The sequence below is a fragment of the Reyranella sp. GW821-FHT12G01 genome, from assembly GCF_058806575.1.
The window spans coordinates 269,771-292,728 of sequence record NZ_JBXAPV010000001.1; the positions used below are offsets into that span (position 1 = coordinate 269,771).

The following is a 22,958-nucleotide window of genomic DNA, read 5'->3' on the forward strand; positions in this document are numbered from 1 at the left end:
TGGCAGGGACGCTTTTCGCCACACCCTCTATTGTCGTGCGGCCCTATTGTCGTGCGACGACGGATCAGGGACAGTCGCCCATGCATATTGGACTCATTGCCGGCATCGGCCCGGCCGCCACAGACTTCTACTATCGCGGCCTGATCGAACGGCATGTCGCGTCGGGCATCCCGCTCGACCTCACCATGGCGCATGCCGACGTGCGCGAGATGAGCCGCAACCTCGTCGGCAAGAATCCGAAGAAGCAGGCCGAGATTTTTGCGGGTCTGGTCGGCCGTATGAAGGCCGCCGGCGCGCAGGCTGCCTGCATCACCTCGATGGGCGGGCATTTCTGCGTGAACGAGCTGATGGCCATCTCGCCGCTTCCCGTGCTCAACGCCATTCCCGCGGTCGATGCATCGCTGGCCCAAGGGAAGTTCAGGAAGATCGGCATTTTAGGGACCCGCACCGTGATGGAGACGAAGCTCTACGGCGGCATTCCGTCCGTCGAAGTCGTGCCGACCGAAGCGCTCGACCGGGTGCATGACAATTATGTTGCGATGGCCACGGTCGGCCACGTCACCGAAGCGCAGCGCCAGGTCTTCTTCGAGGAAGGCCGCAAGCTCTGCGCGCGCGGCGCCGAGGCGATCATGCTGGGCGGCACCGATCTGTTCCTCGCATTCGCCGGTCACGATCCGGGTTTCCCCGTCATCGATTGCGCCGACATCCATGTCGACGCGATCTACGCAAAGTCGAGTACCTGAGATGGCCGACGACAATCGCCCGCGCCGCTTCGCCGTCCTGATCGACGCCGACAACACCTCGCCGCGCATCGCCGCCGGCCTGTTCGAGGAGATCGCCAAGTTCGGCGAGGCGAGCGTGCGTCGCATCTACGGCGACTTCTCGAGCCCGCGCCTCAAATCGTGGGCCGAGATCCTGCAGAAGTACGCGATCGATCCCTACCAGCAGTTCGCCTACACGTCGGGCAAGAACGCGTCGGACATCGCCCTCGTCATCGACGCGATGGATCTGTTGCACAGCCGCCGCTTCGACGGTTTCTGCCTCGTCTCTTCCGACAGCGATTTTACGCGGCTTGCGTCGCGCCTGCGCGAGGAAGGCGCCGACGTCTATGGCTTCGGCGCACAAAAGACGCCCGAGAGCTTCCGCCAGGCCTGCCGCCGCTTCATCTACACCGAGAACCTGGTCCCTGAGGCCGCGGTGGCGACACCGGGCGAAGGCCCGGCGCCCAGTTCGCTGCAGCCCGCCAGCGCCGCCGTTCCGGTTCTCGCCAAGGCGATCGCGCAGATGGAGAGCGAGGACGGCTGGGTCAGCCTCGGCGCGGTCGGCCAGCGTCTCGCCAACATCGCGTCGGATTTCGATCCGCGCACCTATGGCTTCCGCAAGCTCAGCGACCTGATCCGCAAGACCGGCGCCTTCGACATGGACCAGCCCGACGGCCGCACCGTGCGGATACGCGCCAAGCCGGTCCAGGTAGCCCCGGCAAGCGGCCCAGGAGGCGGCGCGGGACGAAGCCGCCGGCGCCCCCGGCGGCCACCCGCCTCGTGACCATGGGCGAATCGCCGCGCTGGGCCACTTCGCTCGTTGCTTTTGCCTCTGGCGCCCCCTAAGGCCGACGGGCGGTTTGCTGACGCCCGCCTCCTCTCTCAAGGAAAACAATTCGTTTGAGCACCTCTCCGGAAGCCGCCGGTCCGCGCGCGCACATGGAAAAAGCCGCACGCGCCTGGACCCAGGTCCTGGCGCGCTATCGCGAGCCCAGTCACAGCCGCAGCATCTTCGAGATCGCCGTCACGATCGTGCCGCTCGCCGCCTTGTGGGTGCTGGCCTGGATGACGCTCGACATCGGCTATTGGCTCGCCCTGCCGCTGGCCCTCGCCGCCGGCGCCTTCATGGTGCGGCTGTTCGCGATCCAGCATGATTGCGGCCACGGCGCGTTCTTCAAGCAGCGCTCGGCCAACGACTGGATCGGCCGCATCGCCAGCGTGCTGACGCTCACGCCCTACGGGGTCTGGCGCCGCATGCATGCGACCCACCATGCCAGCACCGGCAATCTCGACCGGCGCGGCTTCGGCGACGTCGACACGCTGACGGTCGAGGAATATCGCGCGCGCTCGTTCTGGGGCCGCCTGCGCTACCGACTCTATCGCCATCCGCTGGTGATGTTCGGCCTCGGACCGGCCTACCTGTTCATCCTGCAGCATCGCCTGCCAGTCGGCCTGATGCGCGACGGCTGGCGGCCTTGGGTCAGCACCATGGCGAACAACCTGGCGATCGTGGCCGTCGCCGGCCTGCTGATCTGGCTGGTCGGCATCAAGGCGTTCCTGCTGATCCACCTTCCCGTGCTGCTGCTCTCCGCGTCGGTCGGCGTCTGGCTGTTCTTCGTGCAGCACCAGTTCGAGCACACGAAGTGGGACAGCGATCCCGACTGGAACCTGCACGAGGCCGCGCTGCACGGCAGCTCGCACTACGACCTGCCGGCGTTCCTGCGCTGGTTCACCGCCAATATCGGCGTGCACCACGTCCATCATCTCAGCAGCCGCATCCCCTACTACCGGCTGCCGCACGTGCTGCGCGACCATCCCGAGCTGCGCGACGTCGGCCGCCTGACCCTGATGCAGAGCTTCCGCTGCGTGCGCCTGGTCCTGTGGGACGAGACGCAGCGCCGCCTCGTGTCGTTCCGAGAGGCCCGCGCCTCAGCCGTCTGACGGGCAGCTTTTAAGCAGGTTGAGAGCGGCCGCATCGCCCGGCACCAGGGCGAGGCTTTCCTCGAAATGACGTCGTGCCGCTTCAGTGTCGTGCCGCAGCAGCGCCGTGATGCCTTCGAGCAGCGGTACCCTCGTCTTCAGCTTCTCGGCGCGAACCGGCGGCGGATCGCGGTCGAACACTTCGAACAGCACGACGGGCTGCGTCTTGCCCCGCACCACGACCACGTCGATCGGCCGGATCGCATGGGCGTCCGGATCGGAAAGATGGTCGTAGGTGTGCTGCGCGATCAGCATGGGGACGCGGTAGACCTTGGTCAGGCTCTCGACGCGGGAGGCGAGGTTGACGGCGTCGGAGATCACCGTGCCGTCCATGCGATGCAGCTCGCCGATCGTGCCCATCATCAGCGAGCCGGTATTGAGCCCGATGCCGACATTGACCGGCACCAGCCCGTCCGCCTCGCGCAGGGTGTTGAAGCGCTCGAGCGATTCCATCATCGCCACGCCCGCGCGCACGGCGTCGTCCGCCTCCTCGAACAGGGCCATGATGGCGTCTCCGATATACTTGTCGATGAAGCCGCCATGCTCGCGGATCACCGGGCCCATATGCTCCAGGTAGGAGTTGATGAAGGCGAAGTTCTCGTCCGGCGTCATCGTTTCCGACAGCGCGGTGAAGTTCCGAATGTCGGAGAACATGATGGTCATGTGCTCGCGCTTGTTGTCGCCCAGCGCCACCGAAACGATGTTGGGCTTGCCGATCTTGGCGAGGAACGCTTGCGGCACGAACCGCTCGATCGCCACGTTGGTCTCGCGCAAGTCGTTGATGGTCGTGCGCACCGCGTCGCGCATCGAGGCGAAGCTGCGCGCCAGATGGCCGATCTCGTCGCGCCGGTCGGTGTTGGCGATCTCCTGATCGAGGTTGCCGCCGGCGATGGCGCCGGCCTCGCCGCGCAGGTTCAGCAGCGGATCGATGATGCGGCGCTGCAGTAGCCGCGAGGTCAGCCAGTAGACCAGCGGCAGCATCACCGCGAGCACGACCATCGAACTCAGGAACACGTGCCGCACCGCCTCGCGGGCCAGCTCCAGGTCGTAGGTGACCTTGCGCACGATCATCATCGGCGTCTCGTCCCGGGCCGTGTCCGCCCTGTTGTAGCGGCTGTAGACCGTGACCAGATGGCCGGCCGCATCCGGCACTTCGTGGCGACCGATCTCCAGCACCTTTGCCGCCAGCACGGGATCGAGCTTCTCGCCGACCCGGATCAGCGACCAGGTTCCCGAGGCATTGATCAGGTAGATGTCCACGCCCGTCACATAGGGGTTGGACTGCACGGCGTCGGAGAAATAATCCTCGAAGAAGTACCGGCTCATCCAGCCAAAGTCGCTCTGCTTCAAGGTCGTGCGGACGTCTGTCGAGGCCTCGATGATGTAGTCCCGGCCGGGCGGACCGTAATAGGTGTAGGTCCGCAACGTGCCGGTGACCGACGACAGGTCGACGCCGTCGCTCATCACCCGGCCTTTGTCGAACACCGAATCGAGGAACCGCGAGAACGGGCCCTTCGGGAAGACGAGGCCCCTGTCGGTCGAGAGGTTGGTGTTGAACACCGTGTAATCGCGATTGATGAAGTAGATGTTCTCGACGCCGTACTTCGCGGCCAGCGCGTTCAGTTCGTCCACCGTCAGCTCGGAAGGCGGGCGGCCAGTGCTGAGCACGTCGGCCTCGATCTGCGGCAGCACCTTCGCCATGACCGCGGTGTTGCGCTTGTTCTCCGAGCGCAGCATCGTCTCGAAGACGTCGAAGCGTTCGCTGAGGCTGGTCTCGATGCGGCGCAGATCCTCGTCCTGCAGGCCCGACACCAGCCGGTACATGGCCAGCGACGCCACGATCGTGGCGCCGAGGCTCACGGCCACCAGCACCGTGAGCAGGAACAGACCGACCTTTCGCTTCATCGAGGCCCTAACTACCCACTCATGTCATCCTGAGCGCAGCGAAGGATCTCACGCCAGCAACGCAGTGCTTCGGTCGTTCCGCCAGGTCCTTCGCTTCGCTCAGGACGACAGCTGACTTCGCCCTCAACCCGCTCAGGTGTTCTGCCACAGCCGCGTCGTGTAGGCGCCCTGGACGTTGGCGTCGATCTGGGCGGCGACGGCTTCGCTCTCGCCGATGCGCGGCGCGATGATCTTGCCGAACGAGATACGCGCCGGCGCCGGCCACGACTTGGGATCCCACAGCTTCGACCGCACGATCGAGCGGGCGCAGTGGAAGTAGCAGTGCTTGATGTGGACGCGGGTCGCCAACAGCGCCGGCTTGCCGAGCGAACTCAGCGAGGCCAGCAGGTCGGCATCGTCGAAGATCTCCGCCGTGCCGGAGATGCGCAGCGTCTCGCCGGTCGCTGGCACCAGGGCGATGATGCCGATCTTGCCGGTGGCGATGATGTTGCTGAGGCCGAAGGCCAGGTTGTTGCCGACGCGCTCGGGGATCACGAGCGTCCTTGTGTCTTCCATGCGGATGAAGCCGGGCTCGTCGCCCTTGGGCGAGACCTCGATCGTGCCGTCGGCCGCGGTCGTGCCGACCAGGGCGAAGGGGCAGCGCTTCAGGAACTCGACCGACTGGTCGTCGAGCGCGTCGAGGATCTTGACGTGCGCGGCCGGACGCGGCTCGGCGATGATGCGCCGCAGCTCTTCCTTCGTGGTGATGCGAGCCATGAGGCAAACTCCTTCGGAACGCGTATCGGGGCAACATCCGTCACTTGCGAACGACTTGCAACCTCGTCTGCGGTGCGGGTTCTTGCCCCTACAGGGTATCAGGCAAAATGCGGCGCGACTTCGAGCATGAAGCGCTGCATCTGCTCCTTCACCATCGCGTGCGGCTTCTGGCCGTAGTTGAAGTAGAGGATGACCTCGGCGACGCCAGCCGCCTCGACCTGCTTCAGGGTGTCGACGATGTGCTGCGGGCTGCCGCACAGGATCGACGACTTGTCCGTCAGCTTCTCCGGCCGCATGTCGCGCAGGATATTCACGATCTCGACGAAGTATTTGTAGGTTGGCGGCACCTTCTCGCCCGACGAGGACGGGAAGGCCGCGATCAGCGCGTCCTGGAAGTAGCGCACCAGCGCCTCCTTGCCGTAGCGCTCCTCCTCCGGGGTCGAGGCAATGTGCACGAAGTAGGAGCACATGGCCCGCCGCATCGGCCGCTTGAACTGGGTCTCGCAGGTCTCGCGATAGACCCGCACCGCGTCGGCCAGCGAACCGTAGACCATGGCCGCCGCGAACGGCGCGTAGATCACGTTCCAGTCGTTCCTGGCCGCCAGTTCCATCGACGGCCGCGAAAAGCAGGCCACGTAGGGCCGAAGCGGGCTCTGCGCCGGCTTCGGGCGGATCTCGACATCGTCGAACCGATAGAACTTGCCCTTGTGGGACCACTTGCCCGGCTCGGTCCAGGCGCGCCACACGATCTCCAGCCCCTCGGCGAACAGCTCGGCCGAGTCGTCGAACGAAGCCTGGAACGGATCGTATTCCTTGCGGTCGTAACCGCGGCCGGCGGCGAAATCGACTCGGCCCCCGGACAGCTGATCGAGCGTCGCCCACTCCTCCGCGACATGCAGCGGGTGATGCACCGGCAGCAGCGTGACCGCGGGCGCGAGCCTGAGCTTCGTCGTGGCGCCCGCGAGCTGCGCCAGCATGGCGAGCGGCGAGGCGTTGACGCCTAAAAGGTTGAAATGATGCTCGCCGATCCAGGCCGAGTTCAGCCCGACCTTCTCCGCCCACAGCGCCTCGGCATAGATGTCCTTGATGAAGGATTCCGCCGAGCGCGGATTGTTCGGGTAGCGATTGTCCGAGAGCGTGAAGTAGCCGAACTGCACGATTAAGCCGCCTGCTGCTGCGCCACTTCGGACAGCGTCACGACCCAGTCACGGAACGCCTTGATCTTGCGCCGCCGGATTGCCTCGGGCGGATAGACGAGATAGTAGGCGAAGTCCGAGGAGCGCTTGAACTCGAAGGGCACGACCAGCCGGCCGGCCTTGAGATCGGGCTCGACCAGGGGATTGCGGCCCAGCGCGACGCCCAGCCCATCCATCGCCGCCTGATAGCCGATCAGCGCGGCGTCGAAGGTGACGCCGCGCGAGGAATCGACGCCCTTCACCCCTGCGGCGGTCAGCCAGACCTGCCAATCGTCGGGAAAGTTGCCGATATGGATCAGCGTGAACCGCTTCAGGTCCGCCGGCTTCTTCAGCCCGTTCGGCCCCTTGAGCAGCGACGGCGCGCAGACCGGCATGACGTCCTCGCTGACCAGCCGCTCGGACATCAGGTTCGGCCACTGGCCGCGGCCGTAGCGGATGCCGATGTCGACGTCCTCGCGCGAGAAATCGACCAGGCCGGTGCCGGTCGAGATGCGCACGTCGATCTCGGTGTTGGCCCTCTGGAAGCCGCCCAGCCGCGGCACCAGCCATTTCATCGCGAACGAGGCCGTGGTCGTCACCGTGAGATGGCCGCCCTTATCTTTTTGCAGCAGCTTCTCGGTCGCTTCGTTCAACTGGTCGAAGGCGGCGCGCACCGACGGCAGATAGGCCTGGCCCGCTTCCGACAGCAGCAGCGAGCGATTGCGCCGCACGAACAATTTTAATCCGAGCCTTTGTTCCAGCCCGCGCACCTGGTGGCTGATGGCCGCCTGGGTGACGCTCAACTCTTCCGCGGCATCGGTAAAGCTCATGTGGCGTGCCGCAGCCTCGAAGGCACGCAACCCATTGAGCGGCGGCAGGGATCGTTTCATCGCGAATCCTTCACATGAGCTATTTTAATCAAAACAGGACAAAGGGTCGTTTGTAAAGGGGCGCCCCCGGGCGCAAATCCACCCTCAACAGAGTTCACACCCCTACGGGAGAAGTCCCATGGCCAACATATCGCTCCATTACAGTTCCCAGGCCCCGCTGGCCGGCACCTTCACCGCCTTCGGCCAGATCCTCGCCACCTGGCGCCGCCGCGCCAAGGAGCGCCGCGAGCTCGCCGACCTCGACCACCGCACGATCCGTGATCTGGGCATCAGCCCGACGGATATCCAGTTCGAGGCGAACAAGCCCTTCTGGCGCGTCTGACATCCGAATCCGGAGCCGTCTCGTCCTACCCTGCACGAGACATTCCCACTCCGGTAACTGGCCGGCGGTCGATCCTCAGCCTCCCTTGTCGACCGCCGGCTTTTTCTTTCCGCATTCGAAAGGCTCTGCTAGAGCCGCCGCGTGCCCCTCAGCGACCAGCAGATCCAGACCCTCGGCCGCGACGCCCTGCAACGCGCGGCGGCGGGTGATTTTGCGTCGGCGGAAGAGACTTTCGCCCGCATCGTCGAGGCGCGGCCCAATGCCGGGCAGGCGCTGCATCTGCTGGGCCAGCTCCGGCTGAAGCTCGGGCGCTATGCCGAGGCGCGCGAGCCGCTGGAGCGGGCCGCGCAGTTCCTGCCGCGCGACGTGGCGGCCCAGACCAATCTCGCCGGCTGCCTGATCCAGCTCGGCCAGCACGAGGCCGCCCTGGCGGCGCTGGCGCGCGCGGCGCGACTGAAGCCCGACGACGCCAACATCGCGCACAATACCGGGCGCGCCCTGCAGGCCTTGGGCCGCAGCGAGGAAGCCGAGCGCGCCTACGACCAGTCCCTGTCGATCGACAACCGGCTGGTGCCGAGCCTCAGCGCCCGGGCCGACCTGCTGGCGGCGCGCGGCGATTGGGTCGGCGCCCTCACCGATATCGAGACCGCCCTCGTCAGCCATCCCGCCGACCCGCGCCTCAGGCTGCGGCGCGGCGAGCTGCTGCTGCGCCAGGGCGACTGGTGGCGCGGGCTGGGCGACCACGAAGCCCGGCTGGAATTGCCGGGCGAGCGTTACACGCCCGAGCTGCCGCGCTGGCAGGGCGAGCCGCTGACCGGCCGCCTCCTGCTCTATCCCGAACAGGCCGACATCGAGAGCGAGGCGGCACTGCGCGACACGCTGATGCTGGCGCGTGGTGTCGAGGGTACCGTCCAATGCACCGCGTCGCTGATCGACTGGGTCGACGGTCCGACCGCACGACGGGGCGATTCGCTCGACGGCTTCGCGGCCGCCGCGCCGCTGCGCAGCCTGCCGCATCTCCTGAACTGGTCGCTCGATGCATTGCCGCCGCCCGCACAGTTGCAAAAGGATGCCGCGGCCACTTCCAAGGTCGGCTGGTTCAGCACCGTCGAGCCGCCCGCCGGGCTCGACATCACGCGTGAGCCGCAGGACATCATCATCTGCCGCCTCGTCGTCGGCGACGATGTCTGGCCCGCCCATGCCGCCGCCGCACTCGGCATCCCGACGGTGATCCTGCTGCCGCATACCGCAGACTGGCTCTGGGGACCGACCCTCGGAATATCGCCCTGGTATGCCTCGCTCGAATTGCTGCGCGACGATGATCGCGAGGGACTGGCGGCGCGGCTCTCCTAGTGCTGTTATCCGCGTCCCGCGGATAAACACCCAAACCCAAAGGCCAAACCCATGGGCAAGACCCTGTTCGACAAGATCTGGGACAGCCACGTCATCACCGATCTCGGCAACGGGTTCGTGCTTCTGCACATCGACCGGCTGCTGTTGCACGACATGTCGGGCGGCAAGGCGCTGAAGGAAGCGATCGACAAGGGCTATCCGCCGTCGCAGCCGCGCCTGATCTACGGCACGCCCGATCACACCATGTCGACCAAGCCCGGCCGCACCGAGTTCACCCATCCGCCGGGCCTGCCGCTGATCAAGTCGATGCGCGAGACCACCAGCGCCTACGGCATCAAGCTGTTCGACCTCGGCCAGGACGGCCAGGGCATCGTGCACGTCATGGGCCCGGAACAGGGCCTCACCCTGCCGGGCACGACGCTGGTCTGCGGCGACAGCCACACCTCGACGCATGGCGGCTTCGGTGCGCTGGCCTTCGGCATCGGCTCCTCCGAGCTGGTGCATGTGATCGCCACGCAGACCATGGTCCAGCGCAAGCCCAAGCGCATGCGCGCCAGCTTCGAAGGCAAGCTGATGCCGGGCGTCACGGCCAAGGACATGATCCTTCACCTGATCGGCGAGCTCGGCACCGCCGCCGGCACCGGTTACTCGGTCGAATATGCCGGCTCGGGCGTGCGCGCTTTGCCGGCCGAGGCGCGGCTCACGCTGTGCAACCTCACCATCGAGATGGGCGCACGCACCGGCATGGTCGCGCCGGACGACACGACCTACGAGTATCTCAACGGCCGCGACTATGCGCCGAAGGGCGCGATGTGGGACCGCGCGGTCGCGCACTGGCGCACCCTGCCCAGCGATCCCGATGCCGAGTTCGATTTCGAGCACACGGTCGACATGAAGAACGTCGCGCCGCAGATCACCTGGGGCACCAGCCCCGAGCACGTGATCGCCGTCGACCGCGCCATTCCCGATCCCACCAAGGGACCGGAGGAGAAGCGCGGCGCCTGGGAGGCTGCCCTCAAGTACCAGGGCCTCGAGCCCGGCAAGCCGATCGAGGGCACCAAGGTCGACTGGGTGTTCATCGGCTCCTGCACCAACAGCCGCATCTCCGACCTGCGCGCCGCCGCCGAGATCGTGAAGGGCCGCCACAAGGCCGACCATGTGACGGCGTGGGTCGTTCCCGGCTCGGTGCGCATCAAGGCCGAAGCCGAGGCCGAGGGCCTCGACCGCGTCTTCACCGAAGCGGGCTTCGAATGGCGCGAGCCCGGCTGCTCGATGTGCCTCGCCTCCAATGGCGAGCGCGTCCCGCCCGGCCAGCGCAGCGTCTCGACCTCCAACCGCAACTTCGTCGGCCGCCAGGGCCCCAACGCCCGCACCCATCTCGCCAGCCCCGCGATGGCTGCCGCTGCCGCGATCAAGGGCGCCATCGCTGACGTGAGGAAGATCTGATCATGGACAAGTTCACCAAGGTGACCGGCGTCGCCACGCCGCTGATGCGCCAGAACGTCGATACCGACCTGATCATCCGCATCGAGCGGCTGGTCGACAACGTGACGCGCGAAGGCCTCGGCCCCTATGCCTTCGAGCAGATCCGCTTCAAGCCCGACGGCAGCGAGGACCCGGACTGCATCTTCAACCAGGCGCCCTATCGCGACGCACCGATCATCCTCAGCCGCGAGAATTTCGGCTGCGGCTCGAGCCGCGAAGGCGCGGTGTGGGCGCTGAAGGGCATGGGCATCAAGGCGGTGATCGCGCCGTACTTCGGCGACATCTTCAACAACAACTGCTTCCAGAACGGCCTCTTGCCGGTGGCGCTGCCGATCCACGAGATCGAGCAGCTCGCCGACGAGATGAAGGCCTCGCCCGGCAACGCGCGCATCACCGTCGACCTCGAAAACTGCGAGGTGATCTCGCCGACCGGCCGCACCATCCCATTCCAGGTCGATGCGCGCCGCCAGCATGCGATGCTGAACGGGCTCGACGACATCGCGCTCACCATGTCGCGCCGCGACGAGATCGAGGCGTGGCAGGCGTCGGACAAGAGCTCGCGTCCGTGGGTCTGGCTGTAGCCACTTGAGCCCGCTGCATCTCGCGGCGGCTCTCCTCATCGTGGCGATGTGGGGGCTGAACTTCACGGTCATCCGCTTCGGCCTCGACGAGTTCACCCCCTTCGCCTTCGCGACCTGGCGCTTCCTGCTGGGTGCGCTGCCCGCCCTGTTCATTCCCAAGCCCAACGTCTCGTGGGCGGCGCTGGCCGGCATCGGCGGGCTGATGTTCGCCGGCCAGTTCGTCTTCCTGTTCTTCGCCATGGGCGCGGGCCTGCCGCCCGGCCTCACTTCCGTGCTGGTGCAGCTGCAAGGGCCGCTCACCGTCGTGCTGGCCGCGTTGTTCCTGCGCGAGCATGCGACGCGCGAACAATGGCTCGGTCTTGCCGTCGCGGTCGTTGGTGTCGTGCTGCTGGCGCGCTCGATCTCCGACGACACGCCGTTGCTCGCGGTCGGCCTCGCGCTGATGTCGGCGCTCACCTGGGCGCTGGGCAATCTCGTCTTCCGCTCGGCGCGCGGCGTCTCGATGTTCGCCGTCACCGTCTGGGCCAGCGTCCTGCCCCCGATCCCGCTCGCGCTGGCGTCGCTGGCACTCGACGGGCCGATGGCGCTGGCCGCGCCGATCCTGGCGCCAACCTGGCGCGGCTGGTTCGTGCTCTTCTACACGGTCGTTCCGGTGATGTGGCTGGGCTACCTGATCTGGGGAACCCTGCTGCGCACCTATCCGGCCGCGAAGGTCGGCCCCGTCAGCCTGCTCGTGCCCTGCGCCGCGCTCGCGATCTCGGCCTACCTGACCGGCGAGCCGCTGGACGGGATGCGCCTGCTGGCCGTCGCGGTCGTGCTGGGCGGCGTGGCGCTCGGCGTCTACGCCTCGGCGCGCCGCTTGCGATGAAGCAATTATTGGACTGCAAACGCATCAAGTCGGATTCAAAAAAAGCCGCGCTTCATGCGCGGCTTTTTCGACTAACGTTCTTGCTAGCTATTTCTCGTCATTCTGGTCACGCACAGCTGCCTTTTTGAGACGCGAAATGCGGAAGTCCAGATAATCGCGGATGAACTCGTAACGCTCCAAGGACGGTTCGCCTTTGTACGAAAGAAAGGTCTCGTCTCCTTCGTCGTCTACAAGGCGTTCCTCTTTCCAGCCCGATTTGGCTTCAGGTCGCGCTTCCTCCAACAGAGGTGGGGGGACGGAACTGCCTACAGTGCCTTTTTGATGAAGCTGGACGTTGTCCACGGATGCCCCGGCTTGGCTTCCTTCAACATAAACCCACGGTTTTCCATCATGGATGTTGACCGCCCGAACCCGCCTCGGTTCAGGAAACACCAATGATCCTCCGACTTCGACGTTGACCAAATCCCCGACGGCGATTGGGGGCGGTGGTAGGTCGTCCGGCACCTCATCTTGATAAACGCCTGTGTCAGAATTCGACAATCCAGCATAGTGAATGGTCTCATCATAGACTCGTAAGAAGGTGTTTGCGGCACCTTGTGTGAATCCACCCTTGAGGACGAGCTGATCCAAGCACACAGGATCAGGTGGCCGGTCAGGACCCCAAACATGCCAATAATTTGCAATCGCCTTAGGCTTTAGAGCTGCTCGCTTAAGGACTTCTTTCTTCACGTTCTCCTGCTGCGCGCGCAGATAAGTGCGCCCATCGTCGGAGATTGGCGCCGTGCGAGCATCGCCCGCGCCATTATAATCCACTAATCCGTATGATTTCAGGGCGGCAAGCGTTTGCGCAGCCTGGCTACTCGCTGGCTTCATATCCCATGCAATTCCAGCCTGTAGTGCGGGTGCCGGATGGCGCCCGAACTTAGCGTCTAAAGCGATCAAACGCTCGATTGCCGTCCGGAGTGGAATGAAGGGGTACGAAGGGCTGCGATCCTTCGGCGCCTTTGGCACCTGTGAGTCTATGGAAGTCATAAAATGGAACCTCAGCGGTAAACCGTATTTACGGGATATACGCTTCATGATTTGACAAATCAAGTCACAGGAATATATTCCCGCCAACAAGAGGCTAGCATGACCAGAAGAGACGCCAGCCCCCGCGAGATCGACCGACGCGAGGGGCGAGGACAAATAGGAAAGGCCGCTTCCCGTCCCCGCTGAACACGGAAAGGAAGCGGCCTTTAATCGACTTTACTACTCGTGGAGGTAAGGCAGAGCAGTCGAACGTACCGGTCTCCAAAACCGGAGGGGTCCCTAAGCCAGGCCCTCACGAGTTCGAATCCCGTCATCTCTGCCACGCAGCCCCTTCCAGAAGGGCCAACTCGGTCGCTCCCCTCCACCAGGAGCGGCCTATTTTCTTTTTAAATCAATGACTCCACGCTCTCAAGCGTCCGGGTGGCGCAGCCTGCGGCGGCCCCGCATCGCTCGGTGCACATGCTACTTAATGCCGTAATGATCGAACAGCCTGCCGGCGCGCCGCTTGCGCTGAGCCCCTCGCGCGGTCTTGCCGAACACCGACGGTGGCACCGCGCGGTTCACGACCTCGCGTAGCGCAAAGCTCGATTCCAGCCGCGCGACCCTCGGCAGGCGCGAGAGTTCGGTGCGATGGATGCGCTCGAAATCCTCGATGTCGCGCGCCAGCACGATGACGACATAGTCGTCGCTACCCGACATCAGGAAGCAGCGCACCACCGAGGGACAGTCGAGCACGCCCGCCTCGAACGCCTTCAGCGCCTCGTCGCTCTGGCTCTCCAGGGTGATGCGCACCACCACCGTGGTGGCGAGGCCGAAGCGGCCGAGATCGAGCACGGCCTGGTAGCTCTGGATGAGCCCCTCCTCCTCCAGCGCGCGCTGCCGCCGCGCCACCGCGGTACTGGAGAGGCCGACGCGTGTCGCCAGTTCGACCTGGCTGACCCGCGCGTTCTTCGTCAGCTCCGACAGGAGGGTGGCGTCGATCTTGTCGATATCCATGTTTGGAATCCTGCGCGATTTTCCGTTTCAGCGTAGAGTTCCGGCGCCAACGGCACAATTCTTCTTCAGATTGCCGGGAAACAAACCCGCTTTCCTTGGTTTGATGATCTCCATCAAACCCGGAGAAATTGCATGCGCGTCGGTGTGCCCAAGGAGATCAAGACCCACGAATATCGCGTCGGTCTGACGCCCGGCGCGGTCCGCGAATATGCCCATGCCGGCCACGAGGTCGTGGTCGAGACCGGCGCGGGTGCGGGCATCAGCGCCAGCGACGAGGTCTATCGCGCCGCCGGCGCGCGTATCGCCGCTACGGCCGCCGAGATCTTTGCGACCGCCGACATGATCGTGAAGGTAAAGGAGCCACAGCCCGGCGAATGGACGCAACTGCGGCCGGGCCAGATCCTGTTCACCTATCTTCATCTCGCCGCCGATCCCGAGCAGGCCAGGGGCCTGATCGCCTCGGGCTGCACCGCCATCGCCTACGAGACGGTGACGGATGCACGCGGCGGCCTGCCGCTGCTCGCGCCCATGAGCGAAGTCGCGGGGCGCCTCTCCATCGAAGCCGCGGGCGGCGCGCTGCAGCGCCATCGCGGCGGCCGCGGCCTGCTGCTGGGCGGCGTGCCGGGCGTCCAGCCTGCCCATGTCGTGGTGCTGGGCGGCGGTGTCGTGGGCACGCATGCCGCGCGCATGGCGGCGGGCCTCGGCGCCAGCGTCACGGTGCTCGACCGTTCGCTGCCGCGCCTGCGCGAACTCGACGAGCTGTTCGAAGGCCGGGTCCGCACGCGCTATTCGACCCTCGCCGCCGTCGAACAGGAAGTCTTCTCGGCCGACGCGGTGATCGGTGCGGTGCTGGTGCCCGGCGCCAGCGCGCCGCGGCTCGTGACCAGGGCGATGCTGAAGTCGATGAAGCCCGGCTCCGTGATCGTCGACGTCGCCATCGACCAAGGGGGCTGCTTCGAGACCTCGCACGCCACGACCCACGCCCAGCCGACCTACGAGGTCGACGGCATCATCCACTATTGCGTTGCCAACATGCCGGGCGCCGTGCCGCTGACTTCGAGCGAGGCACTTAACAACGCCACGCTCCCCTTTGGCCTCGCCCTCGCCGCCAAGGGCCTCGCCGCCGTCGCCGAAAACCCGCACCTGCGCGCCGGCCTCAACATCCATCGCGGCCGCTTCACGCATAAGGCGGCCGCCGAAAGCCTCGGCCTGCCCTACGCGCCGGCGGAGCAGGCGATCGCGGCTTAGTCATCCCTCTATTGTCCTCTCCGCCCACGCAGTGGGGGGAGAGGACGCATGAGCGATCACATCTGCTCGACGCTTACGACCACGCTGCCGCGCTTGCGGCCGGTTTCGACATAGGCATGCGCTTCGGGCAGTTGCGCGAAGCGGTAGCGGCGGTCGATCACGGGCTTGAGCGCGCCCGCTGATCCTGCCTCAATCCTCGGCGAACAGAGACCTTGTATCGGAATCCTGCCCCACGGGCCCCCAGCGCGCCCGGGCCTCGGTCAGCACCGCCGCCACGCGCGCAGCCGGCAGTTCCCAGTTGTTGCCGAGATTCACCGGCCCCCACAGGCCAGGGAGGAAGCGTCTCCAGCCCAGCCGTCGCTGCATACCGAGAGAAATGTCGGCTTCAATCTGCTGCTCGCCGTCGGGCACTGCACGAAAGCATCTGAAGTCGCTCCATCGAAACTCGATCGTCCAGAACCAGCGGCGCCAGACTACGCCATCGGCGTCGAGGATAAGCATGTCCGGAAAAATCGCCTTCACGCCGGACGTCACGCCAATCAGGCCTACAAGGACCGGGGCGAAGTAATGCAGGGCAGCGGCGGAAGACGATGCAACGAGGCAGGCATATATCGAAGCGCCGACAAGGCCTGCGAAGCATGTCACGGCATATCTCAGCCGGTGTTGCCGCAGGACGATCGGCGGATCATCGAGCGACCCCTCGACCGCCGGCACCCATTTGGGAAGTCCGAGCTCTTGCTTCGTTCGCAGTCTGGAATGGCGCGTCATTCGTCAACGCCAATATTGCGAAGAAAGCCCACATTCTGCAACCGGAGTCGCGGCCGCTCCCGGTCGGCTACCGCCTAATTGTAGATCGTCCTCTCCCCCACTTCGTGGCGGAGAGGACATGTGAGGCGAATGGTCGTTAGACCTTCTCCAGCCCGCACCATTCGGAGATGAACAGCGCGGTCGACTGGGTGATCTTGCGGATCGATTCGATGTTCACGCGCTCGTCGAAGCCGTGCACGTCGTCGGATTGCGGGCCGTAGACCAGCGCCGGCAGGCCGGCATAGAGGCCGAAGAAGCGGGCGTCGGTGGTGCCGGTCGTACGACGGTCGTCGAGCTCGGCGCCGAACACCGTCTTGTGCGCGTCGGCCAGAAGCTCGCGCACATGCTCGTGGTTCTTGAGCACATAAGGCTCGGCCTGGAAGCCTTCCCACGTCACGGTCGGCAGGTTGTTGCCGAGGAAGGGATCGTTGGCCGCGGCGGTGCGGATCGTGTCCTCGACCTCCTGGCGGCACTCCTTCAGCGTCTGCGTCGGCAGCACGCCCACGCGCATGTCGAAGGTGCACCAGGACGGGACCGAACTCGCCCAGTCGCCGCCGGCGATCTTGCCGACGTTGAAGTTCACCGGGTGGTGATGGTCGCAGTAGTGCTTGTCGTGGACCTTCAGCGCGTTCCACTTCTTCTCGAGTTCGCGCAGCTGCTGGATCAGGCGATAGGCGGACTCGATCGCGTTCGAGCCGGCATCGGCCTTGTAGACGTGCACGGGATGGCCGGTGACCTTGACCTGGAACCACATGACGCCGACCTGCGAGACGGTGAGCGTGCAGCCCGACGGTTCGGGGATGAGTGCTGCCTCGGCGCGATAGCCGCGCTGCAGGCAGGCCAGCGCGCCGTTGCCCGTGCACTCTTCCTCGACCACCGACTGCTGGTAGACGTCGGCTGCCGGCATGTAGCCCAGCGCGCGCAGCGCCCGCAGCGCGAAGACGTTCAGGATCAGGCCGGCCTTCATGTCGCCCGAGCCGCGGCCATACATCCAGCCGTCCTTGACGTAGGCGTCGTAGGGATTGCGCGCCCACATCTCGTGCGGGCCCTCGGGCACCACGTCGATATGGCCGTTGAGGATCAGCGAGCGACCCTTGGGGTTCGACGGCCGCCAGGCGCCGACGACATTCCAGGCATCGTCGTAGTCCAGCGAATGCGGCGAGTAGCCCGGCAGGTGCTTCAGGTCGTCGATCTTGATCTGCCAGCGGTCGACGCCCAGCCCGTCTTCCTTGAACAGGCGGGCCATCATGTCCTGCGCCGGCGCTTCCTGGAACCGGGTCGAGGGAATGCGCACCAGGTCGGCCAGCACCTTGAGCTGGTCGTCGAACTGGCGGTCGACCTCGTCCATGATCTTCGTCTTCACCGCAGAATCGATCATCGCAAAACCCCTAAGAACGAGACCCTACTTCCAGGCGTTGCGCGCGCGCCGCTGGGAGCGCGAGAGCAGGGCGGCGGGAAACAGGGCCAGAAGCGCCACCACGCCCACGACGATGAACGTATCGGAAAACGCCATCATCTGCGCATTGCTTTGCAACATCGTGGCCAAATATTCGAGCGCGCCCGCCTTCTGCTGCTGGAACGGCAGGCCGCTCTTCTGCATCAGGTGCTCGACCTGGGTCAGCATGCGGTCGGTGGTGCGGTTGCCCCAGTCCTGCGTGGCCGTCAGCGCATCGGCATGGAAGCGGGTGCGGATCTCGAAGAACGCCACCATCAGGTTGATGCCGAAGGCGCCGCCCAACTGGCGCATGAAGTTGGCGATGCCCGAGCCCTGGCGCACCTTGTCGGCCGGCAGCGCCTTCAGCGACGAGGCGTTGAGGCTGGGGTTGATGAAGCCCAGTCCCAGCCGTGAGACCATGACCATACAGACCAGCGTGCCGAAGGTCGTGTCGATGTCGGCGGTGGTCATCCAGGCGAAGCCGGTGGCGAACAGGATCAGCCCGCCGATGATCATGGTCGAGGCCGGCATCGCGTCCGAGAGCCGCCCGGCCAGCGGGAAGATGAAGGCCAGCATGATGCCGGCCGGCATCATCATCAGCCCGGCCAGCAAGGGCGTGAAGCCGATGATGGTCTGCACGAAGACCGGGATGATGTAGGTCGAGCCCATCATGCCGGCGCCGAAGATGAAGGCGATCAAGGCCGCCGCCGAGAACTCGACATTGCCGAAGATGCGCACGTCGAGCAGCGCGCGCGGCGTGTAGAGCTCCCAGGCTATGAAGGCGACCGTGGCCCCGGCGCCGAGCAGCAGCCGGAACACGATGGCGTCGGAACTCCAGCCCTCGCGCTGGCCGTCGGCGATGCCGGTCATCAGGCCCAGCAGCGCGGTGCAGAGGAGCGCGAAGCCCAGCCAGTCGAAGGGCGGGATCACCTTGGGGATCGGCCGATGCGGCATGAAGACGAGGCCGAGGACGGCGGCGACGACGCAGAACGGCAGCGAGATGAAGAAGACGTAGCGCCAGGAGAAGTATTCGATCATCAGCCCGCCCAGGGTCGGGCCGATGGCCGGCGCGAAGACGACGCCCAGGCCAAACACACCCATCGCCATGCCGCGGCGCTCGGGCGGAAAGACGGTGAAGATCGTGGCCATGACCAGCGGCTGGGCGATGCCGGCGCTGAAGCCTTGAAGCACGCGGGCGAAGATCAGCGCGTCCTCGGTCGGCGCCGAGCCGCCCATCAGCGCGCCCACCGAGAAGAAGAACAGCGCGCCCACGAAGGTGCGCCGCTCGCCTAAAATGCCGCTCACCCAGGCGTTGATCAGCATGCCGGCGGTCATCGTCGCCATGTAGGCCGACGACATCCATTGCGCCTTGTCCTGGCCGATGCCGAAGGCGCCCATGACGTCGGGCACCGCGACGTTGACCGTGGTCATCGCCAGCACCATCGACACGACGCCCATCATGCCGGTGATGGTCACCAGCCAGCGATAGGAAGGTCCGTAGCGTTCGGTGAGTGCGGCGGCCGTCTGCAGGGGAACGCTGGCAGCCGTCATGGAGTGCTTCCGCCGCTCGCGTCAGCGGATGTCAATTTCGACTTCGACCATCATGCCGGGCGTCAGCGGCTTCGGCATCTGGACCATGTCGATCTTGACCGGCACGCGCTGCGTGATCTTGGTGAAGTTGCCCGAGGGATTGGGCGTCGGCAGCAGCGCGAAGCGCGCCGTCGTGGCGCTGCCGATGCGCGTGACCTTGCCGACGAAAATATCGTTGGGATAGGCGTCGACCGAGACGCGCACGGTCTGGCCGAGCTTCAGCTTGCCGACCTGCGTCTCCTTGATGTTGGCCTCGACCCAGACCTCGTCGGGATTGTGCAGCAGCAGGATGCGCTGGCCCGACGCCACGTATTCGCCCGGCAGGGTGAAGGTGCGGTCGATCACGGCCGGGATCGGGCTCTTGATCGTGCGGTCCTCGACGTCGACCTGCTGCTGGTGGAGCTGCGCGGCCAACACGGCGACCTGGTGGGTCAGCGCCTCGATCTGCGCGTCGATCACCCCCAGCCGGTCATGGCCGACCCGTGCCTCGGCAAGACTGCCCTCGGCCTGCTCGTGCTCCGCCTGGAGCTGCAGGATCTGGATCTCGAGCTTGGTCACCGCCGCCTGCGCCATCTGGGCCTGCCGCTCGTTGATGACCTTGCTGGCGAACAGCGTCTTGCTGCGTTCGAGTTCCAGCTTGGCGAAATCGAGATCGGCGCGCAGGGCGCCCAGTGCCTTCTCGCGGACCGTGATGTTCGAGCTGCGCGTGCGCATCGCGGCATCGGCCTGGTTCTGGTCGAGCTTGCGCTCGGCGCGCAGCCGCGCCCGCTCGACCCGGATGCCTTCGATCTGCGCCTTCAGCCCGTCGACCCGCAGCTTGGCGATGCGGTCGTCGATCTTCACCAGGGTCTGGCCGGCCTCGACCTTCTGGCCCTCGCGCACCGCGAGATCGATGATCCAGCCGTCGGCGCGGCTCGACACGGTCACGATGTCGGCGGTCACGCGGGCATCGTATTCATAGACGTGCGTCAGCCGCAGGTGCAGTTCGCGGCCGCCATAGACCAGCGCCACGAGCAGCAGGAGGCCGATGGCGATGAAACGGGGGCGCAACAGGACGCGGACGAGGCCGCTGGCGCGGCTCGGACGCTCGCGCGGCATTACGCCGATCGCGGGCGATTCGGGCGATGGCTTGAGGGCGGGCGGCGGCACCGATTGATCCACGACCTAGCCTGCCGTCCTCAACCGGGGGTTCGCGCTGCTGTCATCAAAAAAGAATAAGGCCGAAACAATCGTCGAGCCAACGATCTTCGCGCAAAAGGTCCGACTTGCTGCACCGCGTGGAGCGCATGCCGCGCTCATGCCACCCCGGCAGTTCCGCATCTGTGCCCGCTGCGCTTGCCAAATCGGACGGTCGGGTCGACGCTGGCGGTGCCGCTCGTCCAACGCCATTCGCAGAGCAAAAATTCAACCAGGACCCGTCGCCATGCCCGATGCCTCGCACGCCTCCGCGCCTCGCCAGCTCGATGTTGCCATCGTCGGTGGCGGCCTGGGCGGCCTCTACGCCATCCATCGCCTGCGCAAGCTCGGCCTGAACGTCCGGGCCTACGAGGCGGGCTCCGGCATCGGTGGCACCTGGTTCTGGAACCGCTATCCCGGCGCGCGCTGCGACGTGGAGAGTCTCGAATATTCCTACAGCTTCTCCGACGAGCTGCAGCAGGAGTGGAAGTGGCCGGAACGCTACGGCACGCAGCCCGAGATCCTGAAGTACATCAACCATGTCGCCGACCGCTTCGACCTGCGCCGGGACGTTCAGCTCAACACGCGCATCAAGGCCGCCACGTTCGACGGCAAGGCCAACCAATGGACCTTGCGCACCGAGAACGGCGAGGAGATCCGCGCGCGCTACTGCATCATGGCGGCGGGTAACCTCTCGACGCCGCGCGTGCCGAACTTCAAGGGCATCGGGAGCTTCAAGGGCAAGTGGTATCACTCCGGCCTGTGGCCGCATGAAGGGGTCGACTTCACCGGTCTGCGGGTCGGCGTCATCGGCACCGGCTCCTCCGGCGTTCAGATGATCCCGCTGATCGCCCGGCAGGCCAAGCATCTCCACGTGTTCCAGCGCACCGCCAACTTCAGCCTGCCGGCGCGCAACGCGCCGATGGAGGAAGAGCGCGAGAGCCGCCACAAGGCCAACTATCCGGAGCGCCGCCGCGCCGCCTACGACACGCCCTTCGCGATCGGCGGCTATCCGCGCCCGACCCAGTCGGCGCTCGACGTCAGCGAGGAAGAACGCAACGCCGCCTACGAGGCCAAGTGGAAGGAAGGCGGCAGCATCAGCTACCTCTATACCTACACCGATCTTCTAGTGAACAAGGAGGCCAACGACACGGCCTCGGAGTTTGCGCGCAACAAGATCCGCGGCATCGTGAAGGACAAGGCGACGGGCGAGCTGCTGGCGCCCAAGGACCATCCGATCGGCACCAAGCGGCTCTGCCTCGATACGAACTATTACGAGACCTATAATCGCGACAACGTCGTGTTGGTCGACGTGCGCTCCGACCCCATCCAGGAGATCACCGAGAAGGGCGTGCGCACGGGCAAGCAGGAATACGAGCTCGACGCCATCGTCTTCGCCACCGGCTTCGACGCCATGACCGGCGCGCTGCGCGAGATCGACATCCGCACCAGCGACGGCGCGGTGCTGGCCGATCACTGGCAAGGCGGCCCCCTCACCTATCTCGGCCTGATGGTCTCGGGCTTTCCCAACATGTTCGTCGTCACCGGCCCCGGCAGCCCCGGCGTGAAGACGCAGATGATCGCGTCGATCGAACAGCACGTCGACTGGATCGCCGATGCAATCGATCATCTCGGCAAGCAGCAGCTCGACCGCATCGAGCCGTCGCCCCAGGCCGAGGCGGACTGGGTCGGCCACGTCAACGCGGTGGCCGACAGCACGCTCTATCCGCTGGCCAATTCCTGGTACGTGGGCGCCAACATCCCGGGCAAGCCGCGAGTGTTCATGCCCTATGTCGGCGGCTTCGACCGCTACAAGCGGCACTGCGACGAGATCACGGCGGGCGGCTATCCGGGCTTCACCCTCAGCCGTCACAAGGTCGAGGCTTGAGCGCCACCTTCGTCCATCACCGCATCGACGCCGCACCACGGTGCTGGCAGGCCGTGGCCGACCGGTTGGCTGGCGACGGCGCACGACGGATCAACCGCGCCGGCGGCCAGCTCTACGGCGCCTGGCGCAGCCAGATCGGCCGGCCGCGCGACGAGGTGCAGGCGATCAGCGTCTGGCCGCAGGGCATCACGGCTGAAGCCGCCGAGCACGCCCTGCTGGCGGACCGGACCGACATAAGCGCCGCGACCAGCGAGGCGATGACGCCGACGCTGCGCCCGACCGACACCGTCCCGCCGACGCGCCAGGGCAACTACGCCTTCCGCTGGTTCGCGGTACCGCCGCCGAACTGGCCGGAGTTCCTCGACCTCTGCGCCGCTGCCTGGCCAGGCTTCGAAGGCGCCTACGATTCGCAGGTGGTGGGCCTCTGGCAGGCGACCGGCGACCGCACCGGCAAGGCCCCCGACGAGGTCACGGGCGCGGGCCTGCACGCCGGCGTGCGCAGCCTGTTGCTGACCCGGCGCCCCAATCTGGCGATGTGGGAACGCTCGAAGATCCCCGAAGGCGCGGCCGAGACGGCAGTGCGCGACCGGCTCAGCCGCCGCTACGACCTCTGCGACTGGACGGTCGTTTCGACCGCCACGCTTCTGACCGCCATCGACCGCGCAGATACCGCTCGCTGGACTTAAGCGTCCTCGCCGCCTATCTCCCCG

The 22,958-nt window shown here is 66.0% G+C and carries 22 protein-coding genes; 11 read left to right on the plus strand and 11 right to left on the minus strand.

Translation table 11 applies throughout. The annotated features are described in order from the left end of the window. Positions 1–80: 80 nt before the first annotated feature. The 3 genes from AC1RP5_RS01270 (at position 81) to AC1RP5_RS01280 (ending at position 2,702) form a co-directional block, all read left to right on the plus strand. On the plus strand, positions 81–743 hold the full coding sequence (locus AC1RP5_RS01270) for an aspartate/glutamate racemase family protein (protein WP_493108748.1): 663 nt from the start codon (positions 81–83) through the stop codon (positions 741–743). A gap of 1 nt (position 744) precedes the next feature. Next, positions 745–1,545, plus strand: a complete 801-nt coding sequence (locus AC1RP5_RS01275; RefSeq protein ID WP_493108749.1) for an NYN domain-containing protein — start codon at positions 745–747, stop codon at positions 1,543–1,545. Between the two features lie 155 nt (positions 1,546–1,700). Then, entirely contained in the window at positions 1,701–2,702 is a 1,002-nt protein-coding gene (locus AC1RP5_RS01280; RefSeq protein WP_493113266.1) for a fatty acid desaturase, read from the plus strand. On the opposite strand, the gene AC1RP5_RS01285 is transcribed toward AC1RP5_RS01280, so the two are convergent. The 4 genes from AC1RP5_RS01285 to AC1RP5_RS01300 all read right to left on the minus strand — a co-directional run bounded on the left by AC1RP5_RS01285 (position 2,691) and on the right by AC1RP5_RS01300 (position 7,467). After that, positions 2,691–4,646: an adenylate/guanylate cyclase domain-containing protein gene (locus tag AC1RP5_RS01285; protein ID WP_493108750.1), complete on the minus strand. Its 1,956-nt coding sequence runs from the start codon at positions 4,644–4,646 to the stop codon at positions 2,691–2,693. The two genes, AC1RP5_RS01280 and AC1RP5_RS01285, sit on opposite strands and share 12 nt — an antisense overlap. Positions 4,647–4,778: 132 nt before the next feature. Continuing rightward, complete coding sequence (locus tag AC1RP5_RS01290; protein ID WP_493108751.1) at positions 4,779–5,402, minus strand: MSMEG_1061 family FMN-dependent PPOX-type flavoprotein; 624 nt, start codon at positions 5,400–5,402, stop codon at positions 4,779–4,781. 98 nt (positions 5,403–5,500) lie between these two features. Next, entirely contained in the window at positions 5,501–6,559 is a 1,059-nt protein-coding gene (locus AC1RP5_RS01295) for an LLM class flavin-dependent oxidoreductase (protein ID WP_493108752.1), read from the minus strand. Positions 6,560–6,561: 2 nt separating this feature from the next. Further along, positions 6,562–7,467, minus strand: a complete 906-nt coding sequence (locus tag AC1RP5_RS01300) for a transcriptional regulator GcvA (protein ID WP_493108753.1) — start codon at positions 7,465–7,467, stop codon at positions 6,562–6,564. A gap of 118 nt (positions 7,468–7,585) precedes the next feature. Between AC1RP5_RS01300 and AC1RP5_RS01305 the strand changes: the two genes are divergently transcribed. The 5 genes from AC1RP5_RS01305 to AC1RP5_RS01325 all read left to right on the plus strand — a co-directional run bounded on the left by AC1RP5_RS01305 (position 7,586) and on the right by AC1RP5_RS01325 (position 12,076). After that, entirely contained in the window at positions 7,586–7,789 is a 204-nt protein-coding gene (locus AC1RP5_RS01305) for a DUF1127 domain-containing protein (RefSeq protein WP_493108754.1), read from the plus strand. 141 nt (positions 7,790–7,930) lie between these two features. Next, entirely contained in the window at positions 7,931–9,142 is a 1,212-nt protein-coding gene (locus AC1RP5_RS01310) for a tetratricopeptide repeat protein (RefSeq protein ID WP_493108755.1), read from the plus strand. Between the two features lie 51 nt (positions 9,143–9,193). Next, on the plus strand, positions 9,194–10,588 hold the full coding sequence (leuC, locus tag AC1RP5_RS01315; protein WP_493108756.1) for a 3-isopropylmalate dehydratase large subunit: 1,395 nt from the start codon (positions 9,194–9,196) through the stop codon (positions 10,586–10,588). A 2-nt stretch (positions 10,589–10,590) separates the two neighbouring features. After that, a complete protein-coding gene (leuD, locus tag AC1RP5_RS01320) occupies positions 10,591–11,208 on the plus strand; it encodes a 3-isopropylmalate dehydratase small subunit (protein ID WP_493108757.1) in 618 nt (205 codons plus the stop codon). A 4-nt stretch (positions 11,209–11,212) separates the two neighbouring features. Continuing rightward, positions 11,213–12,076 (plus strand): EamA family transporter, encoded by an 864-nt coding sequence (locus tag AC1RP5_RS01325; protein WP_493108758.1) that lies wholly within the window; start codon positions 11,213–11,215, stop codon positions 12,074–12,076. Positions 12,077–12,163: 87 nt separating this feature from the next. Here AC1RP5_RS01325 and AC1RP5_RS01330 read toward each other — a convergent pair whose 3' ends face one another. Beyond that, positions 12,164–13,156, minus strand: coding sequence for a hypothetical protein (locus AC1RP5_RS01330; RefSeq protein WP_493108759.1), 993 nt, complete (start codon positions 13,154–13,156; stop codon positions 12,164–12,166). A 414-nt stretch (positions 13,157–13,570) separates the two neighbouring features. Continuing rightward, entirely contained in the window at positions 13,571–14,104 is a 534-nt protein-coding gene (locus AC1RP5_RS01335) for an Lrp/AsnC family transcriptional regulator (protein ID WP_493108760.1), read from the minus strand. A gap of 132 nt (positions 14,105–14,236) precedes the next feature. On the opposite strand from AC1RP5_RS01335, the gene ald reads away from it, so the two are divergent. Further along, positions 14,237–15,352, plus strand: a complete 1,116-nt coding sequence (gene ald / locus AC1RP5_RS01340) for an alanine dehydrogenase (protein WP_493108761.1) — start codon at positions 14,237–14,239, stop codon at positions 15,350–15,352. Between the two features lie 56 nt (positions 15,353–15,408). Here ald and AC1RP5_RS01345 read toward each other — a convergent pair whose 3' ends face one another. The 5 genes from AC1RP5_RS01345 to AC1RP5_RS01365 form a co-directional block, all read right to left on the minus strand. Beyond that, positions 15,409–15,576, minus strand: coding sequence for a zinc-binding dehydrogenase (locus AC1RP5_RS01345; protein ID WP_493113268.1), 168 nt, complete (start codon positions 15,574–15,576; stop codon positions 15,409–15,411). Next, a complete protein-coding gene (locus AC1RP5_RS01350) occupies positions 15,542–16,120 on the minus strand; it encodes a hypothetical protein (RefSeq protein ID WP_493108762.1) in 579 nt (192 codons plus the stop codon). Before AC1RP5_RS01350 ends, AC1RP5_RS01345 begins: the two co-directional genes overlap by 35 nt. A 136-nt stretch (positions 16,121–16,256) precedes the next feature. After that, positions 16,257–17,537: an ArgE/DapE family deacylase gene (locus tag AC1RP5_RS01355; protein WP_493108763.1), complete on the minus strand. Its 1,281-nt coding sequence runs from the start codon at positions 17,535–17,537 to the stop codon at positions 16,257–16,259. A 24-nt stretch (positions 17,538–17,561) separates the two neighbouring features. Further along, a complete protein-coding gene (locus AC1RP5_RS01360; protein ID WP_493108764.1) occupies positions 17,562–19,145 on the minus strand; it encodes a DHA2 family efflux MFS transporter permease subunit in 1,584 nt (527 codons plus the stop codon). A 21-nt stretch (positions 19,146–19,166) separates the two neighbouring features. Beyond that, a complete protein-coding gene (locus AC1RP5_RS01365) occupies positions 19,167–20,333 on the minus strand; it encodes an HlyD family secretion protein (protein WP_493108765.1) in 1,167 nt (388 codons plus the stop codon). A 274-nt stretch (positions 20,334–20,607) separates the two neighbouring features. Between AC1RP5_RS01365 and AC1RP5_RS01370 the strand changes: the two genes are divergently transcribed. Both AC1RP5_RS01370 and AC1RP5_RS01375 read left to right on the plus strand, forming a co-directional pair. After that, positions 20,608–22,248, plus strand: a complete 1,641-nt coding sequence (locus AC1RP5_RS01370) for a flavin-containing monooxygenase (protein WP_493108766.1) — start codon at positions 20,608–20,610, stop codon at positions 22,246–22,248. Further along, positions 22,245–22,934 carry a hypothetical protein gene (locus tag AC1RP5_RS01375; protein ID WP_493108767.1) on the plus strand — a complete coding sequence of 230 codons (690 nt, stop codon included), beginning with the start codon at positions 22,245–22,247 and terminating at the stop codon, positions 22,932–22,934. The genes AC1RP5_RS01370 and AC1RP5_RS01375 overlap by 4 nt, the downstream gene beginning before the upstream one ends. Positions 22,935–22,958: the final 24 nt, after the last annotated feature.